Here is a 22578-nt window from a genome sequence, read left to right on the forward strand (position 1 = left end):
CTTTGTCGACACCTATTCGAAGGTGGCATTGGCCAAGCTCTATGATCGCAAGACACCGCTGCCGGCGGCTGACTTACTCAATGATCGCGTTGTCCCATTCTTCGACAGTTTCGGCATCCCGCTGCTGCGCGTGCTCACGGATCGTGGCACCGAATACTGTGGCAACCCCGAGCATCACGAATATGTGCGATTCACAGACATCGTTTCAACTAAAATGAGGCGATGGACCGAGAGATTGCCGCGCGATTACGTTGGGTGCACATGTATCACGAGGCCGGCGTTGCCGGCCTCGTGTGTGCGCGGTGTGGCATCTCTCGACCGACACTTCGCAAATGGCTACGCCGCTATCAGCAAGCCGGCGAAGCCGGTCTCCAATCCCAAAGCCGCCGTCCACACCGAAGTCCAAACCAGAAGGTTTCTGAGAGCGATCGAGCAACGATCCTCCGACTGCGTGCCGAGCACAAAGGCGCGCGGCGGATCCAAAATGAGCTGCGATTGCATGAGCAAAGAGAACTATCCCTCGCGACCATTCACAAGATCTTGTGCCAGGCGCGTGTGACGCCATTGATTCGACCCAGGCGAGCAGCGCAGCCCAAACGTTATAGCCGTCCAGTTCCGGGCGATTGCGTCCAGATGGACACGATGAAGATCGCACGGGGCGTCTATCAGTACACCGCCGTCGACGATTGTTCTCGCTTGCGTGTACTAGCCGTCTATTCGCGCAGAAATGCACGTAATACGTTGCTTTTTCTTGATCGCGTCATCGAGGAAATGCCGTTTCCGATTCAACGTATCCAGACGGATCGGGGCAGCGAGTTCTTCGCCGAATCAGTGCAGCGGTGCCTGATGAGCGAGTGCATCAAATTCCGACCGATCCCACCACGTTCGCCACACCTCAATGGCAAGGTCGAGCGTTCGCAACTCACTGACTTGAACGAATTCTGGCCCCGTCATGGCCTGACCGAAGGCACGATCGAAGAGCAAATTGAACAGTGGCAGTTCGACTATAACTGGCGCCGCCCGCACGGATCACTCGGTGGCAAGACGCCTGTCGATTGCATAGCAGAACTGGGCGAACTGACACCCCTCTCGGAAGAGGTAGTTGGTGCCTACGACGAACTGAAAGAGCGCGTTCAACACCGCGAATGGCGGCTCGACAAGACCCTTGCTAAACATCACCGGAGCGTGTTGGAACTCGTGGCTCAGATAGGAGATACAAGTTCCAACACGTCACGAAAACGGCCCTCTAAAAAGTGAAACGATGTCTGTGAATCGCACACGTGATGTGATGCTGGCGGCCGACGAAACGCGCCGCTTCGCAACTGAAATCGGCCTGAAGTCGCAGACGACGCCGGTGTGCAGTCCACAGAGTAACGGCATGGCTGAGAGCTTCGTGAAGACGATGAAGCGCGATTACGTGGCCTTTATGCCAAAATCGGATGCGGCGACGGCCGTGCCCAATCTCGCCATTGCGTTTGAGCATTACAACGAAAAGCATCCCCATAGCGCGCTGAAATATCGCTCACCGCGCGAGTTTCGACGCACCGTGGATTCATCAACCGTAGCGTGAGGTCGTGTCCGGGGCTACTGGGTCAACTCCAGTCAAAAAATTCGCCTGGGTATGCCTTGCGATAGAAAATTGGCATGAGTTGAGCATGGGTTGCAGGTGCATTGGGTGTACGCCCGATGCGCCGGCCGCAAGCCGCGCGGAGCCATTAAAAGCATCCCAAACTGTCGTGTCAAGGCGATTCACAGGCGTACCCGGAGCATTCCTGAATCCAAAGAAAACACCCCGCGGCTTATGCATGCGGGGTGTTCGGTAGCACGACTGAGCCACGGCAAGCGGCTCGCTGCAAGTTCTTTGCGCTGTGTCGCACTCCAGTGCGCCCAGCGCACGGCGCTACCCGGGTTTCAGTGCTTGACGACTTCGCTACTCGCTTCCTTCTTTGTCTCCGCAACCGGTGCAGGCTTGGTGTCCTCTTCCGGCAGCGCATCCGGCATCCGCTCGAGCGCCAGTTCCAACACCTTGTCGATCCAACGCACCGGCACGATTTCGATGCTGTTCTTCACCGTATCCGGAATCTCGGCGAGATCCTTCACGTTCTCTTCCGGAACCAGCACGAGTTTGATGCCGCCGCGGTGCGCAGCCAGCAATTTCTCCTTCAGTCCACCGATCGGCAGTACTTCACCACGCAGCGTGATCTCGCCGGTCATCGCGACGTCAGCGCGCACCGGGATGCCGGTCAACACCGACACCAGCGCGGTCGTCATCGCAATGCCCGCGGAAGGACCGTCCTTCGGCGTCGCGCCTTCCGGCACGTGGATGTGGATGTCCCTCTTCTCGAACCCCTCATCCGTGATGCCCAGCCGACGCGAGCGCGAACGCACGACCGAGCGGGCGGCCTCGACGGACTCCTTCATCACATCGCCGAGCGAGCCGGTACGTATCACGTTGCCCTTGCCGGGCATCAGCGCCGCCTCAATCGTCAGCAAGTCGCCGCCGACTTCCGTCCATGCGAGCCCAGTGACCTGGCCAATCTGGTTTTCCTTCGCCGCCAGCCCGAAGTCGAACTTGCGCACGCCCAGGAACGTATCTAGGTTGCCGCCATCGACCGTGATCGCGCCATCCGCCTTCTTCAGCAGCAGCATCTTCACGACCTTGCGGCAGATCTTCGATACTTCGCGCTCAAGCGAGCGCACCCCCGCCTCGCGTGTGTAGTAACGGATAATGTCGCGAATCGCCGCTTCGGTCACATCGATCTCGCCTTCCTTCAGCCCATTGTTGCGCTTTTGTTTAGGCAGCAGGTAGCGCTGCGCGATGTTGACCTTTTCGTCTTCGGTGTAGCCGGACAGCCGGATCACTTCCATCCGGTCCAGCAATGGCGCCGGAATATTCAGCGAATTCGACGTCGCCACGAACATCACGTCCGACAGATCGAAATCGACCTCGACGTAGTGATCTGCGAACGTGTGGTTCTGTTCCGGATCCAGCACCTCGAGCAACGCGGACGATGGGTCGCCGCGATAATCCATCCCCATCTTATCAACTTCGTCGAGCAGAAACAGCGGATTGCGTACGCCCACCTTCGTCAGACTCTGCAGGATTTTGCCCGGCATCGATCCGATGTAAGTGCGACGGTGACCGCGAATCTCGCTCTCGTCATGCACGCCACCGAGCGCCATGCGCACGAACTTGCGGTTCGTTGCGCGCGCAATCGACTGCCCAAGCGAGGTCTTACCCACGCCGGGAGGCCCGACCAGGCACAGGATCGGTGCCTTCACTTTGTCCACGCGTTGCTGAACCGCCAAATACTCGAGGATGCGCTCCTTCACCTTTTCGAGACCGAAATGGTCTTCGTCCAACACACGTTCGGCATTCGCCAAGTCGTTGTTGACCTTGCTCTTCTTGCGCCACGGTAGGCCGATTAACGTCTCGATGTAGTTGCGCACCACCGTGGCTTCGGCGGACATCGGCGACATCAGCTTCAGCTTCTTGAGTTCAGCATCCGCCTTTTTCTTCGCCTCCTTCGGCATACGCGCAGCCGTGATCCGCTTCTCGAGTTCCTCAATGTCGGCGCCATCCTCGCCCTCGCCGAGCTCCTTCTGGATCGCCTTGACCTGCTCGTTCAGATAATACTCGCGCTGGCTCTTTTCCATCTGACGCTTCACGCGCCCACGGATGCGCTTCTCGACCTGCAGGATGTCGATTTCGGCTTCGAGTTGCGCAAGCAAGTGCTCCAGGCGCTCAACAACAGGAAACATCTCCAGGATGTTTTGCTTCTGGTCCAGCTTCAGCGGCAGATGCGCGGCGATCGTATCGGCCAAGCGCCCAGCCTCGTCGATGCCGGACAGTGACGTCAGAATCTCGGGGGGGATCTTCTTGTTAAGCTTCACATACTGGTCGAATTGCGACACGATTGCGCGTCGCAGCGCCTCGGTCTCCGCGCTGTCGGCACGGTCCGGCTCCAGCGGCATCAATTCGCACGAGAACATCGTCTCCTGCTCTTCGATCGACAATGTCTTGGCTCGCTGCAGCCCCTCGACCAGCACCTTCACAGTGCCGTCCGGCAGCTTCAGCATTTGCAGGATATTGGCGACGCATCCGACCTCATAGAGGTCCTTTTCAGTTGGTTCGTCCTTCGCAGCAGCCTTTTGCGCGACCAGCATAATATGCTTGCCGCCTTCCATTGCTGCTTCGAGGGCCTTAATCGATTTCGGGCGGCCAACAAACAGCGGTATCACCATGTGCGGGAACACGACCACATCTCGCAGCGGAAGCAGCGGCAAAGTGGTGCGTTCAGTCGGGAGAAGTTGGCTTCCTGACATTTCTATCCCCAGTGTGGAATCAGTTCGTTCGAAAGTTGAGGCAATAACGCCGTATTGCAAGCTTCGGGGCGCGGACAGATGCAGAAACTTCCAATCCGAGTCGCAGGATGCGCAAAAGTTTGGGACCGCTCCACTTTAAACGAAAAAAGCCGTCCACGTCGCCATGAACGGCCCTCGCCACGCAGGCGCGTCGCCGATCAATTGCTCCCAGCTACCTTTGGCGTGTCTTCATAGATCAGCAATGGCTTGCCATCACCGTCGATGACGTTCTCATCGATAATAATCTTGCTGACCCCTTTAAGCGTTGGCAGCTCGTACATTACATCTAGCAATGCCTGTTCCAAGATCGAGCGCAAGCCGCGCGCGCCGGTCTTGCGGCGAATCGCCTTTTTCGCGACCGCCTGCAGCGCCGTGGGCCGAATCTCGAGCTCCACCCGCTCCATGTTGAACAGCTTATGATACTGCTTGACCAACGCGTTCTTCGGCTCAACTAGGATTTTCATCAGCGCGGCCTCGTCGAGCTTGCCCAGCGTCGCGACAACCGGCAGGCGGCCGATGAGTTCGGGAATCAAGCCGAATTTAATCAAATCTTCCGGCTCGACATCCCGCAGCACCTCGCCTGCGTCGCGGTCCTGCTTACTCTTCACACTGGCCCCAAAACCAATACCGGTCTTCTCGGTACGGTTCGTGATCACTTTTTCGAGGCCATCGAACGCTCCCCCGCAAATGAACAGGATGTTGGTCGTATCGACCTGGATAAAGTCCTGGTTCGGATGCTTGCGGCCACCTTGCGGTGGCACCGACGCCATCGTGCCCTCGATCAGCTTGAGCAGCGCCTGCTGCACACCTTCACCCGATACGTCACGGGTAATCGACGGGTTATCCGATTTGCGGCTGATCTTGTCGATCTCATCGATGTAAACGATGCCGCGCTGCGCCTTTTCGACCTCGTAGTTACAATTTTGCAGCAGCTTCTGAATAATGTTCTCGACGTCCTCGCCGACGTACCCCGCCTCCGTTAGCGTGGTCGCGTCCGCGATCACGAACGGCACGTTCAGCAGTCTTGCAAGCGTTTGTGCGAGCAGCGTCTTGCCTGACCCAGTCGGCCCAATCAACAGAATATTGCTCTTGGACAACTCGACGTCGTCCTTCTTGTCGAGATGCTTCAGACGCTTGTAGTGGTTGTACACCGCCACCGCGAGAATCTTCTTCGCGCGCTCCTGCCCGATCACGTATTGATCGAGAATCTCCCGTATTTCCAGCGGGCTGGGCAGATCCGACCGGGTGATCCCCGCATCGCCGGACGCGCCGGCTGCCTCGTCACGGATGATTTCGTTGCACAAGTCAATGCATTCATCACAAATAAAGACCGACGGTCCCGCAATGAGTTTCTTGACCTCGTGCTGACTCTTTCCGCAAAACGAGCAGTACAGCAGCTTCTCGCTATTCGAACCTTTCTTGTCCGCCATAAATATATAAGCCTCCGGACACTTCTTTCATATCATACGCCGATTGACCACCCCCAGCAGTGCGAAACCGGTCATCAGTCCATTGTCGGCGGTTTTCTGGCGGCACCTATCGGTGAAATCCCGCCCAACACAACAGCGGGCCCCTGTAACAAGTGCCGCATCACGGACGCTTATGCAACACCTGGTCGATTAACCCATAGGCCTGCGCGTCCTCGGCTGACATGAAATTGTCGCGATCGGTATCCCGCTGGATCCGCTCGATCGGTTGCCCAGTATGCTGCGCGAGTAGGTTGTTCAGGCGCTCCTTCAAAAACAGGATCTCGCGCGCCTGGATTTCGATATCGGACGCCTGGCCGCGCGCGCCGCCCAGCGGCTGGTGAATCATCACGCGCGCATTAGGCAGCGCAATGCGCTTGCCTTTCCCGCCAGCGGCGAGCAGGAACGCGCCCATGCTGGCCGCCAGACCCATGCACAGCGTGGTCACATCCGGCTTGATGAACTGCATCGTATCGTAGATCGCCATGCCGGCCGACACCGAGCCGCCCGGGCTGTTAATGTACAGGCTGATGTCCTTGTCCGGATTTTCGCTTTCGAGAAACAGCAATTGAGCAACGACCAAATTCGCGCTCTGGTCGTTCACTTCGCCCACCAGAAAGACCAGCCGCTCCTTGAGCAGGCGCGAATAGATATCGTAGGCACGCTCACCCCGGCCGCTCGTCTCGACGACCATCGGCACAAGGCCCAGGGCCTGGGCCTCAAAATCCCGAGGCGCGTGCGTGGCGAGTTGATTCAGCAAATCTGCGCGGAACGTCATGCGTCTGTCCTTCTGTTTGGAGTGGTTCGATGCTTCGGTGATACAACGATAACCGGAATGCCAAAACTGCGCACAAATGGTAAGCGGCGTACGAAACCGTCTATTCGACCGTTTCGCCCGCCGCCCTGTTGCGCCGCCGTTACGCCTGAGCCGCCTGCGAGGCGTTCGCCAGTTCCTCGAAGTCGACTTCCTTATCGGTCACCTTCGCCTTGCTCAGCACAAAGTCAACGACGTTGCTCTCGACCACGTACGCTTCCATCTCGGCAAGGCGCTGCTGGTTCGAATAATACCAGCGCACGACTTCCTTTGGGTCCTCGTAGCTCTTCGCGAATTCGTCCACCTCGGCCCGGATCTGCTCGGGTTTCGCCTCCAGCTTATGCTCCTTGACCAACTCGGCCAGGATCAACCCGAGCTTTACGCGGCGCTCGGCCTGCTCCTTAAACATCTCGGCCGGGATCGGGGCTTTCGCCGCATCGGGCACGCCGCGTTGCGCCAAATCCTGACGGGCCATTTCGACCAGGCGCTGCTGGTCCTGCTCAATCAGCGCATTCGGCGCATCCAACTCAGCGAGCTTCAACAGCGCATCCATTACCTGATTCTTCAGGATGGCCTGCGTGCGGCGCTTCGCCTCGCGTTCCAAATTATCTTTGATCTCCGCCCGCATCTTCGTCAAATCGCCATCCGCGATACCGAGCGACTTCGCAAATTCCGTGTCGATTTCGGGCTGATGGGGCCATTCGACCTTCTTGGCGGTGATCGTAAAACGCGCGGTCTTACCCGCCACTTCCTTGCCATGATAATCGTCGGGGAACTTCAGGTCGAATTCTCGCGACTCGCCCGCCTTCATGCCCAGCGCCGCCTGCTCGAACTCCGGCAACATCCGGCCTTCGCCGAGCACGAACGCGAAGTCCTCGGCACTGCCGCCGGCAAACGCCTCGCCATCGATCTTGCCTACGAAGTCGACTGTCACGCGATCGCCATTCTGCGCGCTGACCTCGTCGCCGCCTGTGCCATGCTCGCCCGCCTCGCCGCGGGGGTGGAAATGCACCCGCTGCTTGCGCAGAATGTCGAGGGTACGGTCGATCTCTGCGTCGCTGATCGTCGTCGTCTTGCGCTCGATTTCCGCGCTCGAGATGTCGCCAAGCTTCACTTCCGGATAGACCTCGAACGTCGCATCAAACGCATACGCGTCGTCCTGCGCCGGTTCCTGCTTCGCCGCGAAGCTCGGTTGTCCCGCCACGCGCAGGTTCTCCGCGCGGCTAATGTCGAAGAACTCCTTGCCAATCTTGTCGCTGAGCACTTCCGCCTCAACCTGGCCGGCGTACTGCTGCGTGACCATCTTCAGCGGCACTTTGCCGGGACGGAAACCAGGCATGCGGACATTCTTCGCCAGCTTGCGGATACGCGCGTCGATTTCCTTTTGAACGACCTCCTTCGGCAGCGAAATTGTCACGCGCCGTTCGAGTTTGCCGAGGTTTTCTACAACGTTAGCCATGAATTCAATCCGTCCTAAAGTGTTCGAGCGTCTGGTTCTCCGTGCGCCAGGCGACCGGCGGCCCGATACCAGGGAACGCGCGCGGTGGCACAGCCAGTCGGGTCTGGAAAGCCAGATAGTTTAGCAAACTATTGACTCGTGACGTCGGAAATCGCGGTTTTACTCCGTCTGGCGCACGATTTTGCCCATGCACCGCGCGGCGTCGTGCCTACGCTACGGATGGCAGCGCGCGCCGCGTTTGGTAAGCTTCGGTTCACCCCGTTGTCGAGCGGTCAACCCCAAGACACTAGGAGACAGGTTGTTCCGATGCCTGCTTCTTCATCTCATCGCACCGATGCTCGCCCGGCTGCCGCCACGGCTGTGCAGCCACCCCATGCCGGGACCCGGCATGGCGCACCCGTTATGCCACGCTGCTGGAGGCTGCACGCGGACATGCCGACCACGTTGCTGTCCGGCGCACTCGATTCCGACGCGCTGGCGCGGCTAAGCGAGCATTTCGCCCGCTGCTTTTCGCCAGTGCCGGGCCCCATGTCGCTGGATTCGGCCATTCGCAACGCACCGACGCTGCTCAACGATACCGCGGAGCAGCGTCGGTGCGTCAAATTCCCCTCTCTACGCTAGACTCTTCAACAGGAGCGCCATGACTTCTGCCGACCAATCCGGCCTGACCCAGTTCCTCACCTACCGCATACACGTGCTCAACAAGCTGTCCGAGCGCGGCATCAGCGAGCTTTATCAGCGCAAAATCGGCATATCGATCGCCGAGGCGCGCGTGATCGCAGCCGTCGGCGCATTCGGGCCGTTCTCGGTCATGGAACTGGCCCGGCACGCCAATCTCGACAAGAGCCAGGCAAGCCGCGCCGCGGAAGCCTTGATGCGGCGCGCGCTACTGCAGCGCCAAGCAAGCCGCGACGATGGACGTATCGTCGTCGTGTCGCTGACCCCGACCGGGCGTGCGCTGTATCGCAAAATCATGCCGATCGCGCGGCGCTGGAACGACGACATGTTCGCTGTGCTTGGCGAGCGCGAGCATGCCCAACTGAGCCGGCTGCTCGATAAGGTGATTGCCGCAGCGCGCCACGCGAAGGTATTGACGGCACAGAAAACGATTAAACCGCGCGTCAAACGCGCGAGCGCGTCGTCACGCTAGCCGCGCTCGCGGCCGGCGCCGCGCGCATCGGGCGCAAGCCGGGCGGCCGCCTTGACGCCGGCATCAAGCGCATACTCAGCGGCGGCATTCTGATTGTCGAATATCGCGTCGATCATCTGCCGCATGACCCACCCCTCGCGCAGCTTCGCGTCAAGCCGAGAAATGAAGTAAGTGGACGTCCATTCGCCTGGCCGCGTCGAACTCTGCATCGTGCGAACGATAAAATTGCCGACGATCCTTTCGGCCATCTGATTATCCTGCAAAGGGGTAGCGGGTTGCCGACGATGACGGCACGATCGGCACGCGGGCGTAGCTCAGCCCGGCACACGGCCCGCTGCTCGCGCACGGCCCTCGCCGGCGCCCTGATAGCGGCCGTGAGGTACGCCGGCGATAGATCTGTGGTGCGAGGAAGGGGACTCGAACCCCTACACCCTTGCGGGCGTCAGGACCTAAACCTGGTGCGTCTACCAATTTCGCCATCCTCGCATCCAGGGGCGCATTGCACGCCACCCGGTTGTGCTGTTCTGCGTCGCCGAAGGTCGATCAGCCTGACCCGAGCGCTGCAAGGACAAGATTCTAACCGATTCGCCGCGCGTTGTCTGCACCGCGTGTACGGGCAATGTTAAACTTTGGTGCTTTGCGCGTGGTACACGCCGCGCGCGCTCTTGCACGTTTCGCTTCGCGTGAATATCGACGATTATTGCCAGCAAAAGGCGGCCCCGGCCGGATCCAGCACGTATTATGCGCTGCGGCGGGCGCCGCTGACCGCGCAGCCGTTGTTGACCGCGCTGTACGCATTGCATCGGGAGCTGGCTGAAAGCGTCAGCGAGGTGAGTGACCCCGCCGTCGGGCGCGCCAAACTCGCCTGGTGGCAGAGCGAATTCGGCGCCCTCGCACAGGATGCGCCGACCCATCCGGTGACGCAGGCGATCGCCCGCCAGTACGCTAGCACGGCGCCGGTCGGAACGTTCATGACGTGGCTGTCCGGTTACCAAATGGACTTGGACCAGGCACGCTATCTCGATTTCGCGGGACTGCACCGTTACGTGGAGCAGGTGGGCGCTGCATTGGCAAATACTGTGGCCGGGGTCACCGCGCGCGAGCCGGCCAGCCTAGCGTCATGGGCCCCGGCGCTCGGGCGGGCGTTGCTGCTTGCCGATATCGTCGAGCGCACCGGCGAGGACGCGCGACGCGGCCGTATCTACATCCCGATTGATGAAATGCAGCGATTCGGCGTGACAGCCGCCGACATCCTGCATCGTCGCTACGGCGAAGGCTTCACGCAATTGATGTCGTTCCAGGTCGAGCGTGCGCGTCGCGCGCTCACCGAGGCGCTCGGCGCGATGCCGGCCGCCGAGCACCGGACGCAGCGCGTGCTCCGCGCGCAAGCCGCCATGTCGCTGGCGCTGCTGCACGAACTCGAGGCAGAAGACTATCGCGTGCTGCATCAGCGCATCGCGCTAACGCCGCTGCGCAAGTTGTGGATTGCCTGGTGCACGCGCTGACGCACTTTTGCCCGCAACGGCACCCATCCCCGGGCGCCCGTCATCTCCGGGCGCCTGCTCAGCGCAACAACCCCGGCAACCTATCAAACCGTGCACCAAGCACGGGGGCGGCCTCGATACCCCACCCCTGCTGCAGCACCGTCGCATAAAGCGAGCGGAAATCGATACCGAGAGGCAGATAGCCGTCACCATCGAGCTGGCTCAGTTGCGGCGCGACACCATAGAATCCGCCCCGCACGCGTCCACCGGCAACGAAGTGTGCGGCAACGGTACCGTGTTCGGTGCCGCCATCGGCGTTTTCGTCGGCACGGCGGCCGAATTCCGCATATGTCATGACCAGCGCTGACTCCCAACAGCCGAGTTCTGTCAACGCGCCGCGCAGCGCGACCATGCCATCGGCCAACTGTGCGAGCAACGCGGCATGCCGTGCCGGCTGATTATGGTGGGTGTCGAAACCGCTCAACGTAAGCCGAATCACGGGTGGGGCATGCGTCGGATCGTGGCGCGCGAGAGCAAGCCGCTGCATAGCGTGACTGATTGCCGTGCCGAACGCGTCACGGGCAAAGCGGGTCGCAAACTGATCGCCGAGATCCCCATATTCGGGCGATGGCCCCCGCCTGGGTAATCGCCCCTGCTCTCGCGAAGGTCCGGGCCCAGGCAATTCCTCTCCTGGCAACGGTAGCTGCACTGACAATGGCGACTGCCCTGGCGACGGCGGTTGCCCCGCCGATGGTGCGAAGGCTCGGGCCAGCCAGCCGTCATGCCAGTATTCGTGCGATGCCGATGCGGTTTCCCAGATTTCCCGTGAACGGTAGTGAGACAGGTTCGGCCGCGGGTAGCCCACGCCTTGCACGATGGCGAGCGACGCGTCGTCCCACCACGGCTTCAGCGCGGCCAACGACGGATGCAGGCCGGTGCCCCCGTTAAGCGGAATCACTTGTTCGCGCGCGATCCCAATCGTCGGCCTTAGCTGCCGATAGCGCGGATCCTCATACGGAATGACTGTATTCAACGCATCGTTGCCGCCACTAAGCTCGATCAGGATCAACGTCATCCGGTGGGCCGGCGCTTCACGGCCACGCGCGGCAACCATTGCATGTGGCGCCCGCGCCGCAAGTAGCCCCGGCGAGCCGGGTACGCACAGTGCGCACAGCGCGGCGCCACCAACAGTAAGAAATTGTCTCCGATGCACGGTCTGGCAAGGTTAGCTGGCGTTCAAAACGCTTGATGAGAATCCGTCAGCGCCGCAGCATCATGATCGCGCGGCGGCCAAGCTTATCGCTTGTACAATTCGCGCACGGCATCTTCGATATGCTGGCGCAGCAAACGCCGCTCTTCCGGTGTCATGCGTCCATCGCGTCTGCGCTGCTGGTCGAACTCGGTGGGCACGGCGGAGCGATTCGCCGCCTCGCTGGTAGGCGGCTGGGCCGGCTTGGGCGGCGTGTACCAGTGTAGCCCCTTGGGAGGCGACGGCCGCTCGCGGTTATCTTGCGCAAACGCCGGACTCGTGTGGACGATTGGGCCGGTTACGGCACCGCCCAGGGCAAGCCCGAGCGCGCCTGCCCTGACGTATCGCACCCACCCCGTCATGTCGTTCCCTTCGTTGCTTGCGACAATATCTTGCTCTTCGTTGCGACCATAGGACCCTTGCTTATAACGAAGTCTACGCGTGGCCGGTTTACCACATGCGTCGGCATGGGTAAATTTTGTAACCTTGTGTAACCCTATAATGAAGCCCACCTCGTGTTCGGTCCTAACGCGCTAAGATTCCGCCATGGAAACCAAAAGCCCATCAAAAATTCTCGTGGTCGATGACGATCCTCGTTTGCGCGACCTGTTGCGTCGCTATCTAGGCGAACAGGGCTTCAACGTATATGTGGCGGAAAACGCGCCTTCGATGAACAAGCTGTGGGTCCGCGAGCGCTTCGACCTGCTCGTGCTCGACCTGATGCTGCCTGGTGAGGACGGCCTGTCGATCTGCCGCCGCTTACGCGGCAGCAACGACCGCACGCCGATCATCATGCTTACCGCAAAGGGAGAGGATGTGGATCGCATCGTTGGCCTCGAAATGGGAGCGGACGATTATCTCCCGAAACCGTTCAATCCTCGCGAGCTTGTTGCGCGCATTCATGCGGTATTGCGTCGCCAAGCGCCATCGGAGTTGCCCGGCGCGCCATCAGAGACAGCGGAAGTGTTCGAGTTCGGCGAGTTCGCGCTGAACCTGGCCACCCGTACGCTGACCAAGAATGGGCAGGAGATCCCGCTGACCACCGGCGAGTTTTCGGTGCTAAAGGTGTTTGCGCGCCATCCGCGCCAGCCGCTGTCGCGAGAAAAGCTGATGGAGCTGGCGCGCGGCCGCGAATATGAGGTATTCGACCGCAGCCTCGACGTGCAGATCTCGCGACTACGCAAGCTAATCGAGCCCGATCCGGGCAGCCCGCGCTTCATCCAGACCGTGTGGGGCTTGGGCTACGTGTTCATTCCCAATGGCGCTGCCTGAACATGCACCGCGCGATACACGTCCCGGCTTGACGGCTCATTACACTAACGCCCTCCTACGATGCGCATCGACCGTCGGTTACTAACGCTCGCGTTCGGCGGTTTATTCTGGCGCACCTTCCTGCTGATTGCTTTATTGATCGCAGTGAGTTTAGCCTCATGGTTCCAGAGTTTCCGGGTGATCGAGCGTGAGCCGCGCGCCGAGCGCGTCGCGATGCAACTGGTGGCGATCGTCAAGCTTACGCGCACTGCGCTGCTGTACTCTGACCCGGATCTGCGGCGCGCGCTGCTGCAGGACCTGGAAAGCAACGAGGGCGTCCGGGTCTACCCGCGCGAGCCCACCGATGTGTACGCGCTACAGCCGGACAAATTATTGACGCGGCTGATCGAGAAGAATATTCGCGCACGGCTCGGCGAGGATACTATCGTCGCCCAGTCGGTCAATGACATACCGGGCGTGTGGATCAGCTTCAAAATCGATGACGACGACTACTGGGTCGCGCTGGACCGGGAGCAGCTCGACACCGTCACCGGCCTACAATGGTTCGGCTGGGGCACGTTTGCGCTGGCACTGTCGCTGTTCGGAGCGGCATTTATCACGAGTCTAGTGAACCGGCCGTTCTCGCGGCTGGCGATGGCGGCACGCCGCGTCGGCCAGGGACAGACGCCGGGGCCGCTGCCCGAACGTGGGCTCGGCGTCGCAGCCGAGACAAACCGCAGCTTTAACCAGATGGTTCGCGATTTGCAGCAACTCGAGGCGGACCGCGCGCTGATGCTTGCCGGCATCTCGCACGATTTGCGCACGCCGCTGGCCCGCCTGCGGCTCGAAACCGAAATGAGTCCGTCGGACGACACGACGAAAGCCGCGATGATCGATGATATCGAGCAGATGGACAGGATTATCGGTCGTTTCCTCGACTATGCGCGTCCGGTGCAGCGAGCGCCAGAGCGCGTCGATTTGTCCATGATCGCTAGCGAAGCAGTCACGCGTATGGCATCGGAAGATGGCGTGCGCATCACCACGCGGCTGTCGCAAGGCGCACTGGTCGACGCAGACGCAACAGATCTGCGCCGCGTGGTCGGCAACTTGCTCGAAAACGCCCGCAAGTACGGACGCAGCGCGGAGGATGGCATCCCGCACATCACGATCGAGACGCAGCTCGTGCAGGCCCGCGTCGAGTTATCGGTGCTGGACGAGGGTCCGGGCATCCCGGATGACCAACTCAGCTTGGTGACCCGCCCGTTCTACCGTGTGGATACGGCCCGCAGCCAGGCCGATGGCACCGGGCTGGGCATGGCGATCGTGCAGCGACTCGTCAGTCGCTACCGCGGCTCGCTGCGGCTGCGCAATCGCGTGCCCGGCCCGGGGCTGGAGGTCACGATCGATTTTCCGCTCAGCCGCAATGGCCGTCCAGAGTCGGTCTGATACGCGCATCGGCGCATGAAGGCCACCCTCGGCGCAACGCCAACACGCGGCCGATTGCACCTTCGGGCGGATGCCGGCGGACGGCAGCGCCCGACGCCACACCCTTGCTTGCCGCAGCAGCGGCGTCTCAGTAGCTGGCGAGCAGCACTACGGCCTGTGCCTCAATGGCCTCGCCGCGACCGAGATAGCCTAGCTTTTCGTTAGTCTTCGCCTTGACGTTGACCGCGTCGCCGCCCAGGCTAAGATCCGCCGCAATGTTCTCGCGCATCGCCGGAATATGTTTGGCCAGCTTGGGTTGCTGCGCAATCACCGTGCTATCCACGTTGACGATGCGATAGCCCGCTTGCGCCACCCGCTGCGCCGCCTCGCGCAGCAGCACCCGGCTGTCGGCGCCGGCAAAGTGCGGATCGGTATCGGGGAAATGACGGCCGATGTCACCCAGCGCCGCAGCGCCGAGCAGCGCATCAGTGATCGCGTGCAGCAGCGCATCGGCGTCCGAATGGCCGAGCAGCCCGCATTCGTAGGGCACCGTCACGCCGCCGAGTATCAGCGGCCGCCCCGGCACGAGCGCATGCACGTCGTAGCCCTGGCCAATTCGCAAATTCATTTGTCGCTCTCCTGCTGGGTTGAGTGGACTGCGCGCCGCGGCAAGCTGAGCGTGGCGCGACGGGCGTAGCAGTGTTCAGCGCGCCGCATCATGCGTGAGGAACGCTTCGGCTAGCGCGAAATCTTCCGGATACGTCACCTTGAAGTTGCGCAGGCTGCCCTGCACGACCCGAGGGGCGTAACCGAGCGATTCGAGCGCACAAGCCTCGTCGGTCACTGCATGGCCACGCGCCTGTGCCTGCACGAGCGCCTCGCGCAGCATGCCGATGCGGAACATTTGCGGCGTCTGCGCCTGCCACAGATGGTCGCGCGGCTCGGTGGCGCCGATACGCGGTGTCGCCGGGTCGTCGCTGCCCGCAGCACACTGCGACAGATTGACCCGCTTGAGTGTGTCGGCCACCGGCATCGCCACGATGCCGCCAACCGGGTCGTCCCGCACAGCGGTTACCAGCGCGCGGATCAGCCCCGGCGTAATACCCGGTCGGGCCGCATCGTGGACCAGGACCCAGTCATCGTCTCGCGCGCCGAATTCGGCCAGCGCGAGCAGCCCGTTGTGCACCGATGCGTGCCGAGTTTCGCCGCCGCAGCGCTTGACCGCGTAGCGCAACGCGCCGAAGCGCCGCGGATCGAAATAGCCATCGTCGGGCGCGAGCACCACTAGGGTTTGGGTAAACTCCGAGCATGCATCGAACGCCGCCAGCGAGTAGTACAACAGGTTGCGTCCGGCAATCGTCCGGTACTGCTTTGGGATTGGCGAACCCGCGCGCGAGCCGGTGCCGGCGCAAGGAATCAGGGCAAACAGGCGGGAGGTCACGAAAGTCGCACAATCTGTGCAGAGTCAAAATGAAAGACGGATTTTATAATAGACGGTTCAAGTTGCCGCCCGCAGCCCTCATTGCCTGCTCATGCCAGATTATTCCGCTACCCCGCCCGACTCACCGTCCGCCCCGTTCTCCTGCCCCGTTCCATTCATCAAGGAAGGCCATCGCTATGCGTTCGATGGCGCATCGGGGTCCGCCGATGCGCTGGCGATTGCGCGCTACTATTTGGCGTATCGTGACCGCATGCCGATGCTCACGCTGATCTGCGCGAGCGCGGTCGATGCGCAGCGCCTGCAGCAGGAAATCGGTTGCTTTGCGCCCGGTGTGCGCGTGCGGCTTCTACCAGACTGGGAAACCCTGCCATACGATACCTTCTCGCCGCACCAGGACCTGATTTCGGAACGGCTCGCCACGCTGCACGACCTGGGCGAAGGACGCTGCGACATACTCGTCGTGCCGGCCACGACCGCGTTGTATCGGATGCCGCCGGCCACGTTCATGGCCGCGTACACTTTCGAGTTCAAGCAAGGCCAGCGGTTAGACGAAGCCAAGCTCAAGTCGCGGCTTACGCTGGCCGGCTACGAGCACGTGAGTCAGGTCGTGCGTCCGGGCGAATATTGCGTGCGCGGCTCGCTGATCGATTTGTTCCCGATGGGCTCATCGCTGCCGTACCGGATCGACCTGTTCGACGACCAAGTTGATTCGATTCGCGCATTCGATCCCGATACGCAGCGCAGTCTTTACCCGGTGCGCGACGTACGCTTGCTGCCGGGACGCGAGTTCCCATTCGACGAAGCCGCACGCACTGCGTTTCGCAGTCGATGGCGTGCCGAATTCGAAGGCGATCCGTCCCGCGCGCCGATCTACAAGGACATCGGCAATGGCGTGCCGTCGGCAGGTATCGAATACTACCTGCCCCTGTTCTTCGACGACACCGCGACGCTGTTCCACTACCTGCCCGAGCACACGCATTTGGTGCTGGTCGGCGATATCGAGGCGTCGATCCGGCAGTTCAGCGACGAGACGAAGCAGCGGCACGCGTTTCTGTCGCATGATCGCGAGCGCCCGATCCTGGCGCCCGCGCGACTATTTCTATCCGAGCAGGACTTCTTCACATTGGCCAAGCCGTTTGCGCGGCTCTCGCTGGGTGCGAAGCCCTCGGACGACGCCAAGCGCTGGTCGATGCCGCTGCCGTCGCTGGCAGTCGACCGGCACGCGCACGATCCGCTCGACGCGCTGCGCCGCTATCTCGACACGGCGGGTCAGCGGGTTCTGCTCGTCGCGGAGTCAGCTGGACGCCGCGAAACCATCGCCCAATTGCTCGCCGAGCACCATCTGCGAGCGTCGCTGTTCGATTCGTTCGACGCGTTCGTACAAGGCGACGCGCCGTTCGGGCTGGCCGTTGCGCCTCTTGCATCCGGCTTCGTGCTACCGGCCGAACATATTGCGCTGGTCACCGAAACCGAGCTATACGGGCCGCTCGCGCGCCGCGCCAGCCGTCGGCGCCAGGAACAGGCCAGCGATGTCGATTCGATGGTGCGCGATCTGTCTGAACTGAAGGTCGGCGACCCTGTCGTTCATAGCCAGCACGGAATCGGACGGTACATGGGCCTGGTGACGATGGATCTGGGCGAAGGCGATACCGAGTTTCTGCACTTGGCGTATCAGGGCGACAGCAAGCTGTACGTGCCGGTGTCGCAGTTGCACGTGATCTCTCGCTACGGCGGCGCCGATCCGGACAGTGCACCGTTGCACTCGCTCGGCTCGGGCCAATGGGAGAAAGCCAAGCGGCGCGCCGCCCAGCAGATCCGAGATACCGCAGCGGAGCTGCTGAACCTGTATGCGCGCCGCGCAGCGCGCCAGGGCCACGCGTTCGAGCTGGACCCGCGCGATTACGTGCGCTTTGCAGAAAGCTTCGGTTTCGACGAGACGCCGGACCAGGCCGCCGCCATCGCCGCAGTGATCGGCGATATGACCAGTGGCAAGCCGATGGACCGGCTGGTGTGCGGCGACGTCGGGTTCGGCAAAACCGAAGTGGCGCTACGTGCGGCCTTCATCGCGGTGCTCGGCGGCAAGCAGGTGGCGTTGTTGTCGCCAACGACGCTGCTGGCCGAGCAGCACATGCAAACCTTCACCGACCGGTTTGCCGACTGGCCGGTGCGCATCGCCGAGTTATCGCGGTTCAAGTCCGCCAAGGAGGTCAGTGCTTCGATCCAGGCGATCAACGACGGCAACGTCGACATTGTGATCGGCACCCACAAGCTGCTATCCGCAGAGGTGCGCTTCAAGCGCCTGGGGCTCGTGATCATCGACGAGGAGCACCGCTTCGGCGTGCGGCAAAAGGAGGCCCTCAAGGCGCTGCGCGCGGAAGTCGACGTGCTGACATTGACCGCTACGCCAATCCCTCGCACGCTGGGCATGGCGCTGGAAGGGTTGCGGGACTTCTCGGTGATTGCCACCGCGCCGCAAAAACGCTTGGCCATCAAAACCTTCGTGCGACGCGAGGAAGACAGTGTGATCCGCGAAGCGATGTTGCGCGAGCTGAAGCGCGGTGGCCAAGTCTACTTTCTGCATAATGAGGTTGAGTCGATCGACAGCCGCCGCGCGGCACTCGAAGCGCTGGTGCCCGAAGCCCGCATTGCGGTCGCGCATGGCCAGATGCATGAGCGCGAGCTTGAGCGCGTGATGCGCGACTTCGTGGCGCAACGGGCCAATGTGCTGCTGTGCACGACGATCATCGAAACGGGGATCGACGTGCCGAGCGCCAACACAATCCTGATTCATCGCGCCGACAAATTCGGCTTGGCCCAACTGCACCAGTTGCGGGGCCGTGTCGGTCGCTCCCATCACCAAGCGTACGCCTACTTGCTGGTCAACGACCCGCAGTCGCTGAGTCGGCAGGCGCAGCGCCGCCTCGAAGCGATCCAGCAAATGGAGGAACTGGGGGCCGGCTTCTATCTCGCGATGCATGATCTGGAGATCCGCGGCACTGGGGAGGTGCTGGGCGACAAGCAGTCCGGTGACATCCAGGAAATTGGCTTCCAACTCTATACCGATATGCTCAACGACGCCGTGCGCGCGTTGAAGGATGGCCGCGAGCCGGACTTAAACGCGCCGCTGGCCGCTACCACCGAGATCAACCTGCATGTGCCGGCCATCCTACCGGCCGAGTATTGCAGCGACGTGCAGGAGCGCCTGTCACTGTACAAGCGACTGGCCAGTTGCGAGGCTGACGAGGCTATCGACGCCATCCATGAAGAGCTGATCGACCGCTTCGGCAAGCTGCCAGCACAGGCGCAGGCGCTGATTGAAACGCATCGACTGCGGCTGGCCGCCAAGCCGCTGGGCATCATCAAGATCGACGCAGCGGAAAGCGCAATCGGGCTGCAATTCGTGCCGAATCCGCCGATCGACGCGATACGCATCATCGAAATGGTGCAAAAACACCGGCACATCAAGCTGGCGGGGCAAGACAAGTTGCGGATCGAGCTGCACAGTCCTGACCTGGCGAGCCGGGTCGCGACAGTCAAGGAAACGCTGCGGGCGCTGGGCGCACCGGGCAAGCAGCGAGCCAACGCGTGAGTGGCGCCACGCTGTACCGCTCACGCATGTCGTGTAACCGTTTGAGTCAAATGCCGTGTGCACGACACTAGGGAATTTACGTCCCGCAGCTTTGGAACGAATTCGTTTTTGGGTATGATCGACTCGTGATCAATGGGAGCCACACTATGTCTGCATCCGCGACATCGGCACCGGCCGGTCCATCGGCGGCACCGCCGGGTACTCCGCCCTCGTCTGACCTGCCCGCCAGCGCCGCCGCCATTACGTGGACCGAGAAGCTAATTAGCTTCGATACCACGAGCCGCCTGCCCAACCTCGGATTGATTGAAACAGTACGCGACTACCTGCGCTCAGTCGGTCTCGACGCGACGCTGACGTACGACGAAACAGGGCAATGGGCCAATCTGTTCGCCACCGTGCCGGCTCATGACGGCACCACGCACGGCGGCATCGTGCTATCCGGCCACACTGATGTGGTACCAGTCGACGGACAGCAATGGGACAGCGATCCTTTCGTTGCCCGCATCGACGACGGTAAACTCTACGGGCGCGGCAGCTGCGATATGAAAGGGTTCATTGGCACCGCGCTCGCGCTGCTGCCGCACATGCAGTCGACCAAGCTCGCCAAGCCGATTCATTTCGCGCTGTCATTTGACGAGGAAGTGGGTTGCGCCGGCGCACCCCTGCTGCTCGCGGATCTGCAAAAGCGCGGCCTGCGACCCGAAGGATGCATCGTCGGCGAGCCGACCAGCATGCGCCCGATCATTGCCCACAAGGGGATCAATGCATACCGCTGCTGCGTGCGCGGGCACGCAGCCCACTCATCGCTGACGCCACAGGGACTCAATGCAATCGAGTATGCGGCGCGGCTGATTTGCCACATACGCGACGTCGCGCAGCGCTACCGCTCGCAGGGGCCGTTCGACACGCTCTACGACGTGCCATTTACGACTGCCCAGACCAGTACGATCATGGGCGGCAATGCGATCAATACGGTCCCAGCGCACTGCGAATTCCAGTTCGAATTCCGCAACCTGCCGACGATGGATCCGCAAGCCATCTTGGCGCAAATCGAGACGTATGCGCGTGATACGCTGCTGCCGCAGATGCGCCGCGAGCATCCGGACGCAGCCATCGAGATCTCAGAGATCGCCGCTGCCCCGGGGCTGGATGCCAGCGAGCAGGCGGCGATCACGCAACTGGTACGGGCGCTGACCGCCGATCAGGACAAGCGCAAGGTCGCCTATGGCACCGAGGCCGGCCTGTTCCAGCGTGCCGGGATCCCGACCGTCGTCTGCGGTCCGGGCAATATCGAGCAAGCCCATAAGCCAAACGAATTTGTTTCGCTCGAGCAACTTGGCGCGAGCGAGTCGTTCATTCGCAAACTGATCACCAGTCTCGAGGTTCATGCACATGTCTGACTGGGCCGCACCGCCGCCTGTTTCAAAGCCGTTGCCCGCGTCCGCGGCGAACCTATCGACAACGCCCGCGTCGATCGACGGCCAACGCGTACCGACGCTGGATGATATCGCCGCGCAGCACCTAGCGCTCGCCCCTTGGGTGATTCGCACGCCAACCTTCGATCGCAGCGATTTTCCGTCCCTCGAAGGCACAACGATCAACTTCAAGTTCGAGTTATTCCAGGCCGCAGGCTCCTTCAAAGTGCGCGGCGCGTTCTCCAACCTACTGGCGCTGAACGACGCGCAGCGTAGCGCTGGCGTCACGTGCGTGAGTGCCGGCAATCACGCGGCCGCCGTCGCGCACGCCGCGATGCGTCTGGGTATCAGCGCTAAGGTGGTGATGCTTAAGACAGCCAGCCCGACGCGCATCGAGTTGTGTCGGCAGTACGGCGCCGAAGTGGTGTTCGCCGACGACGGCGCGCAGGCGTTCGACAAGGTCCGACGCATCGGGACAGACGAGCGGCGCTGCTTCATCCATCCGTTCAATGGGTATCGCACCGTGCTCGGCACGGCGACGCTCGGCTACGAATGGGCCACGCAGACGCCGGCACTGGACGCGGTGATCGTGCCGGTCGGCGGCGGCGGGCTCGGTGCGGGTGTCGCCACCGCGTTGCGCCTGGTGAACCCGTGCATTCATGTCTATGGCGTCGAGCCGGAAGGGGCCGACGCGATGAGCAAAAGCTTTGCGGCAAACCATACGGTGAAGATGGGCCCGATGCGCAGTGTCGCCGATTCGCTGATGGCGCCGCACACCGAGGCGTACAGCTACGAGTTGTGCCGCCGGCACATCGACCAGATGGTCACCGTGTCCGATGACCAGCTGCGCGTGGCTATGCTGCGCTTGTTCGAGCAACTGAAACTGGCTGTCGAGCCTGCGTGCGCGGCGGCGCTCGCCGCACTGCTTGGGCCGCTGCGCGATGTGCTCGAAGGCAAGCGCGTCGGCGTGCTACTGTGCGGCACTAACACTGACGCCGATACGCTGTACCAGCACCTAACCTACGCCCGCAAGCTGTCGAGCTAGCGTGCCCGCCGCCCCCAATTTTTGCCTCTTTCCGTCCTTCACGATTTCACCGATGAGTTCCCCCCTTCACTCGCAGCCGGACAGCCCTTGCATCGGCGTATGCTCCACCTTGTTTGACGAAGTCTGCAAAGGCTGTGGTCGGACAGCGGCGGAGGTATCGAACTGGGTATTGATGACCGACGATGAAAAGCGCATGGTCTGGGAGCGCATCACGCGCGATGGAACTGCGATGCGTTTTACGCACGCTCCCGATTGAACCGCAGGTCGATGTGGCGCCGATGAACGCGTGCCGCGGACTCGTTGGCAGTCGCACGGGGGGCGGCCCGCATACGCACTAACCAAACGGCTCAGAGCAGCGCTGCCGAGCAACAGAAACTGCGCTTGCTCGTTGACGAAGAAAGTTTGCAAGCCTTCACCGTAGCATC

At 61.7% G+C, this 22578-nt stretch carries 19 protein-coding genes, 1 tRNA gene and 2 pseudogenes; 12 read left to right on the top strand and 10 right to left on the bottom strand.

Translation table 11 applies throughout. From position 1 onward, the window contains the following. The 3 genes and pseudogenes from KQH55_RS06940 to KQH55_RS06950 all read left to right on the top strand — a co-directional run. Positions 1 to 220: pseudogene (locus KQH55_RS06940) on the top strand (IS481 family transposase); the annotation flags it as partial. Between the two features lie 2 nt (positions 221 to 222). Continuing rightward, a complete protein-coding gene (locus KQH55_RS06945; RefSeq protein WP_235090474.1) occupies positions 223 to 1257 on the top strand; it encodes an IS481 family transposase in 1035 nt (344 codons plus the stop codon). Between the two features lie 40 nt (positions 1258 to 1297). Beyond that, positions 1298 to 1570: pseudogene (locus tag KQH55_RS06950) on the top strand (integrase core domain-containing protein); the annotation flags it as partial. A 341-nt stretch (positions 1571 to 1911) separates the two neighbouring features. Here KQH55_RS06950 and lon read toward each other — a convergent pair. From lon to tig, 4 genes are all read right to left on the bottom strand, one after another. Beyond that, entirely contained in the window at positions 1912 to 4326 is a 2415-nt protein-coding gene (lon, locus tag KQH55_RS06955; protein ID WP_235090475.1) for an endopeptidase La, read from the bottom strand. Between the two features lie 197 nt (positions 4327 to 4523). Continuing rightward, the gene (gene clpX, locus KQH55_RS06960; protein WP_076787030.1) at positions 4524 to 5795 is read right to left on the bottom strand and encodes an ATP-dependent Clp protease ATP-binding subunit ClpX; all 1272 of its coding nucleotides are present in this window, start codon (positions 5793 to 5795) and stop codon (positions 4524 to 4526) included. Between the two features lie 160 nt (positions 5796 to 5955). Then, the gene (clpP, locus tag KQH55_RS06965) at positions 5956 to 6609 is read right to left on the bottom strand and encodes an ATP-dependent Clp endopeptidase proteolytic subunit ClpP (protein ID WP_076795328.1); all 654 of its coding nucleotides are present in this window, start codon (positions 6607 to 6609) and stop codon (positions 5956 to 5958) included. Between the two features lie 139 nt (positions 6610 to 6748). Then, complete coding sequence (gene tig, locus KQH55_RS06970; protein ID WP_076795331.1) at positions 6749 to 8104, bottom strand: trigger factor; 1356 nt, start codon at positions 8102 to 8104, stop codon at positions 6749 to 6751. A gap of 402 nt (positions 8105 to 8506) precedes the next feature. Between tig and KQH55_RS06975 the strand changes: the two genes are divergently transcribed. Together KQH55_RS06975 and KQH55_RS06980 are read left to right on the top strand one after the other, a co-directional pair. Next, on the top strand, positions 8507 to 8725 hold the full coding sequence (locus KQH55_RS06975; protein WP_235090476.1) for a hypothetical protein: 219 nt from the start codon (positions 8507 to 8509) through the stop codon (positions 8723 to 8725). A gap of 19 nt (positions 8726 to 8744) precedes the next feature. Further along, on the top strand, positions 8745 to 9254 hold the full coding sequence (locus KQH55_RS06980) for a MarR family winged helix-turn-helix transcriptional regulator (protein WP_235090477.1): 510 nt from the start codon (positions 8745 to 8747) through the stop codon (positions 9252 to 9254). On the opposite strand, the gene KQH55_RS06985 is transcribed toward KQH55_RS06980, so the two are convergent. Beyond that, on the bottom strand, positions 9251 to 9502 hold the full coding sequence (locus KQH55_RS06985; RefSeq protein ID WP_076787020.1) for a hypothetical protein: 252 nt from the start codon (positions 9500 to 9502) through the stop codon (positions 9251 to 9253). The genes KQH55_RS06980 and KQH55_RS06985 overlap by 4 nt on opposite strands. Before the next feature lie 151 nt (positions 9503 to 9653). Next, positions 9654 to 9740 (bottom strand) — tRNA-Leu (locus KQH55_RS06990). A gap of 197 nt (positions 9741 to 9937) precedes the next feature. On the opposite strand from KQH55_RS06990, the gene KQH55_RS06995 reads away from it, so the two are divergent. Then, a complete protein-coding gene (locus tag KQH55_RS06995) occupies positions 9938 to 10759 on the top strand; it encodes a squalene/phytoene synthase family protein (protein ID WP_076787864.1) in 822 nt (273 codons plus the stop codon). A 58-nt stretch (positions 10760 to 10817) separates the two neighbouring features. On the opposite strand, the gene KQH55_RS07000 is transcribed toward KQH55_RS06995, so the two are convergent. After that, complete coding sequence (locus tag KQH55_RS07000; RefSeq protein WP_076787018.1) at positions 10818 to 11951, bottom strand: DUF1501 domain-containing protein; 1134 nt, start codon at positions 11949 to 11951, stop codon at positions 10818 to 10820. Between the two features lie 83 nt (positions 11952 to 12034). Beyond that, positions 12035 to 12349 carry a hypothetical protein gene (locus KQH55_RS07005; protein WP_235090478.1) on the bottom strand — a complete coding sequence of 105 codons (315 nt, stop codon included), beginning with the start codon at positions 12347 to 12349 and terminating at the stop codon, positions 12035 to 12037. 184 nt (positions 12350 to 12533) lie between these two features. Here KQH55_RS07005 and ompR point away from each other — a divergent pair, with 184 nt between their 5' ends. Both ompR and KQH55_RS07015 read left to right on the top strand, forming a co-directional pair. Then, positions 12534 to 13259 (top strand): two-component system response regulator OmpR, encoded by a 726-nt coding sequence (gene ompR, locus KQH55_RS07010; protein WP_076787014.1) that lies wholly within the window; start codon positions 12534 to 12536, stop codon positions 13257 to 13259. 60 nt (positions 13260 to 13319) lie between these two features. Further along, a complete protein-coding gene (locus KQH55_RS07015; protein ID WP_235090479.1) occupies positions 13320 to 14684 on the top strand; it encodes an ATP-binding protein in 1365 nt (454 codons plus the stop codon). A gap of 127 nt (positions 14685 to 14811) precedes the next feature. Here KQH55_RS07015 and ispF read toward each other — a convergent pair whose 3' ends face one another. After that, positions 14812 to 15291, bottom strand: a complete 480-nt coding sequence (gene ispF / locus KQH55_RS07020) for a 2-C-methyl-D-erythritol 2,4-cyclodiphosphate synthase (protein WP_076787010.1) — start codon at positions 15289 to 15291, stop codon at positions 14812 to 14814. 75 nt (positions 15292 to 15366) lie between these two features. Then, positions 15367 to 16104 (bottom strand): 2-C-methyl-D-erythritol 4-phosphate cytidylyltransferase, encoded by a 738-nt coding sequence (gene ispD / locus KQH55_RS07025; RefSeq protein ID WP_076795347.1) that lies wholly within the window; start codon positions 16102 to 16104, stop codon positions 15367 to 15369. 91 nt (positions 16105 to 16195) lie between these two features. Here ispD and mfd point away from each other — a divergent pair, with 91 nt between their 5' ends. The 4 genes from mfd to KQH55_RS07045 all read left to right on the top strand — a co-directional run bounded on the left by mfd (position 16196) and on the right by KQH55_RS07045 (position 22409). Continuing rightward, on the top strand, positions 16196 to 19693 hold the full coding sequence (gene mfd / locus KQH55_RS07030) for a transcription-repair coupling factor (protein WP_076795349.1): 3498 nt from the start codon (positions 16196 to 16198) through the stop codon (positions 19691 to 19693). Between the two features lie 146 nt (positions 19694 to 19839). Continuing rightward, positions 19840 to 21093, top strand: coding sequence for an acetylornithine deacetylase (argE, locus tag KQH55_RS07035; RefSeq protein WP_170872407.1), 1254 nt, complete (start codon positions 19840 to 19842; stop codon positions 21091 to 21093). Then, positions 21080 to 22153, top strand: a complete 1074-nt coding sequence (locus KQH55_RS07040; protein ID WP_235090480.1) for a pyridoxal-phosphate dependent enzyme — start codon at positions 21080 to 21082, stop codon at positions 22151 to 22153. Before argE ends, KQH55_RS07040 begins: the two co-directional genes overlap by 14 nt. A 52-nt stretch (positions 22154 to 22205) precedes the next feature. Further along, positions 22206 to 22409, top strand: a complete 204-nt coding sequence (locus tag KQH55_RS07045; RefSeq protein ID WP_076795352.1) for a DUF1289 domain-containing protein — start codon at positions 22206 to 22208, stop codon at positions 22407 to 22409. Positions 22410 to 22578: the final 169 nt, after the last annotated feature.

Origin of the sequence: Mycetohabitans sp. B3, from assembly GCF_021498065.1 — a bacterium.
Classification (GTDB): Bacteria; Pseudomonadota; Gammaproteobacteria; order Burkholderiales; family Burkholderiaceae; genus Mycetohabitans.